This is a genomic window from Draconibacterium sp. (genome assembly GCF_041583095.1).
Lineage (GTDB): Bacteria > Bacteroidota > Bacteroidia > Bacteroidales > Prolixibacteraceae > Draconibacterium.
In genome coordinates this window covers 1-3012 of sequence record NZ_JBFHGM010000410.1, presented here as the reverse complement: position 1 = coordinate 3012, position 3012 = coordinate 1, and the positions used below count along the sequence as shown (strand labels likewise).

4 protein-coding genes are annotated in these 3012 nt (G+C 39.6%); 1 reads left to right on the top strand and 3 read right to left on the bottom strand.

Annotated elements, in window-relative coordinates; all coding sequences use genetic code 11:
* A partial coding sequence (locus ABZB17_RS21905; RefSeq protein WP_372653690.1) for a hypothetical protein occupies nt 1–185 on the top strand: 185 nt, incomplete at its 5' end.
* Here ABZB17_RS21905 and ABZB17_RS21900 read toward each other — a convergent pair.
* The 3 genes from ABZB17_RS21900 to ABZB17_RS21890 all read right to left on the bottom strand — a co-directional run bounded on the left by ABZB17_RS21900 (nt 135) and on the right by ABZB17_RS21890 (nt 2943).
* Nucleotides 135–1253, bottom strand: a complete 1119-nt coding sequence (locus ABZB17_RS21900; protein WP_372653688.1) for a DUF6371 domain-containing protein — start codon at nt 1251–1253, stop codon at nt 135–137. The genes ABZB17_RS21905 and ABZB17_RS21900 overlap by 51 nt on opposite strands.
* A 68-nt stretch (nt 1254–1321) precedes the next feature.
* Nucleotides 1322–2386: an AAA family ATPase gene (locus ABZB17_RS21895; protein ID WP_372653686.1), complete on the bottom strand. Its 1065-nt coding sequence runs from the start codon at nt 2384–2386 to the stop codon at nt 1322–1324.
* Nucleotides 2383–2943 carry a hypothetical protein gene (locus ABZB17_RS21890; protein ID WP_372653684.1) on the bottom strand — a complete coding sequence of 187 codons (561 nt, stop codon included), beginning with the start codon at nt 2941–2943 and terminating at the stop codon, nt 2383–2385. Before ABZB17_RS21890 ends, ABZB17_RS21895 begins: the two co-directional genes overlap by 4 nt.
* Nucleotides 2944–3012 lie beyond the last annotated feature (69 nt).

The window sequence follows — 3012 nt, the reverse complement described above, 5'->3', positions numbered from 1 at the left end:
GTGGCAGTGTTTACTTCGGAATAATATCGCGCCGCCGCCGCCCGAACAAATCTAAAACACCCTTAAAAGTGGCAGCATTTGACCGGAATCACTGGCAGCATATCATCGGAATAGGTGGCAGGGTTTGCGCCGGATTATCCACCTTTTTTGTACATCCATTCAAATATGAAAGCGAGCGTTTTTAATTCGGGTAATTGGTCATTAGTTCTATTCGCAGGATTGTCTAAATTCCTGTCTTGTTGTTCAATGTTTTGGATAATGGATGTATCTTTTAGTTCATCCAAAATTGTAGTTGACTTGTTATGTTCAACGGGTTTAATAACAAATTGCCGCCAATCGTAACAAACCAAGAAGTCCGCTAAGTCAAGTCCTTTTTTACGTTCTTTTTCGATCGCCTTGCGTTCCAGTAAATCAGAAACGGAAAAGGATGCAAAGTGTGAAAGTTCCTTTGCCATTTTGCTCCATTTATCAAAGCCGTTGAGGTCGGGGAACAGTGAAACGGAACGCCCTTTTAGTATGGTGCATTTTTCAGCGTTCAGGTTAGTAAGGCTGCCTACTGCCAACCAAATGAATTGCGGTAAATAAACGCTTGCTATAATTGCCGTTTTTTCGCTCTCAACTATGGCAACAGGTTTTGCCTTGTCAATCAATAAATGTTCTCCGAATAGGCATTGTTTCAATTCATATCCTGGCTGATTTAAAACCTTATGCACCCAATTAATATGACTGAATGGTTCTTTTACCCTTTTGCCAGTGATGGGGTCATATAACATTATTTTGCCCGTTCTTATTTTGCCCTGAGTATCTATTTGCCAAAATACCGTTGCCCCTTTCCAATATTTTGAGGTCGCAATAAAATAACGGCTTATCAGTTCTGTTGTTACCTCTTCGCCAAACAAGGAAAGCAGGTACTTTACAAAGTGATTCGTTTCATGTCCTTGTAGACTGGCTTTAAATACTTCAATCGGAATAAATGAAACTGGCTTTGGTTGTGATGCAACTGGCCTGGACTTGCATAATGTGGGCTGTTGTGTGTCAAATGAAATGTTGTTATCATGAAAATATTGTTTTGGTGTGTAATGGTGTCCGCAATTACTTTCACGATTGCACCGGCCAACGGTGGGGTGTATGTGTTCACCTGTATACGTATCAATGTAGAGTGAAAAGGTTTTTTCCTTCTGTTGGCAACTTGGGCAGTGATACCTGGTATTCATTCCCTTGTATGGTTCTAAAATGTATTTGTGTTCTTTCATTTTTTTTCTGGTAGCGTTCACGGCGTTCACAACGTTCATGGTGTGAACGCCGTGAACACCGTGAACATTTATGTTTTTAAATACTTGTTTACCGCCCCCAATGAAATACCCAATCCTGTTGAGATTTGTCGTTGTGATAATCCCTTTTGGCTTAAGTCTTTTGCCCGTTCAATAATGCTTTCGCGGTCTTTCTCTGAAAACTGTTTCAGGTGTTCCCGCTCTGTTCCAAATGCTACAAATTCAAATTCAAGAAAATTAAAAGGCTTTTGGATTTGGCAAACAACTACGTTTTCAGCATCATAGATTATTTCAGTATTCCGTGCTTTAATCTGTTTAATATACCTTAGGTGTTTGTCGGTATGGCTTTCCCCAAGAGCAAAGGAACTGTCAACGAAATTTATCAGCATCTTGCTACCTTGCAAATCATTCCTTGTTATCGGTTTTGTCAAGTCCCTTTTCGGGGTATGAGCAAGTGCCAAAATTGAAAGTCCGTATTTGCTTTTCAACGCTTTTAAATGCTTCATCAGGGGCAAAGCATCTTTAGCCTTTTCAGTTTCATTTTTAAGGTAAGTAAGGTTATCAATGATTAAAACCTTTGCCTCTGTTTCTACAATACTTCGCTCCAATGATTGATTGAGGTAATCTTCAAAAGTACTGTTTTCAGGAATTTCAGCATCTGGGTTGATTTCGATCCTTTTGAAATTATCATCAAAACAATAATGGTTATCATGTATTTTTTTTACTTCATTCTTTACAGAATACCTAACCTCAAACTGTTTAGCTGAAAGTTCAAAATCAAAGTATAAAACTGGCTGTTTAGCTGCTTCAAGCTTAAAGCCCGATATTTGTTCCCCACTGCTAATACTGTCGGCTATTTGCACGGCTAAAATGGACTTTCCTAAGTTAGTGTCAGCAAACAAAATACACAGTTCGCTATCGTGCCACAATTCACCAAACAGCATTTTAGGTATTGGATTTTTCTTTGCTTGTTCTATCCATTGGTTGGCCGTCCTTACCTTAAATAAGCCTTTATTCTCCTTTGCGTCTTTCCCTTCTTTTATTAACCTTTCGGCTTCGTACTGGATATCTTTAAAACCAATACCGTATTTATCAAGATCGAATGTAGGATTCATAATTTACTTCCCTCCCCGAAGTTGGCTTTATACCAGTTAAAAAACTGCTCAAATGAAGTTGCTAACACATAATTTCCCCCTGCCTTTTCAACAGCTTTTTGATAGTTCTTTTGGGCTTCGCTTTGTCGGTCTTTGCCGATTTTTACTTCGATTTTAACAGACTTGCCGCTAATAGTTGCTGAAATATCAGCCGTGCCATTTGTGCCTGTTCCTGTTATCCATTTCGTTTGTCCGATGGTTCTTGTTTGTCCTACATAGTCAGTAAATGTGGAACGTGTGTCAATCATTCGCCCTGTGTTGCCTATCCGTTCGGCTTGTCCACCGTTAAAGCGGATGAAGTCAATAACGCATTTTGTCAGTCCGTTGGCTGTATCGTCCTTATACTTCCTCGGTGCAAGCCATTCAACAGGTGTATTCGGATTCTTTGCCCGTACCTCATTGTTTGCAAGTTGCTCTAAATATTTGACTGCCTGGCTCTTTCGATACTGAATTTTTTGTACCTTTGAATTGGTTAGCGAGCCGGTGCAGAATTGCCCGGTTTTCTTTTTTGTATTCATAGCAATTAAAAGTTTAATGGTTTAATTGCCTGTTCTACTTCGTCCCGACGATAATATACACGGTTGCCC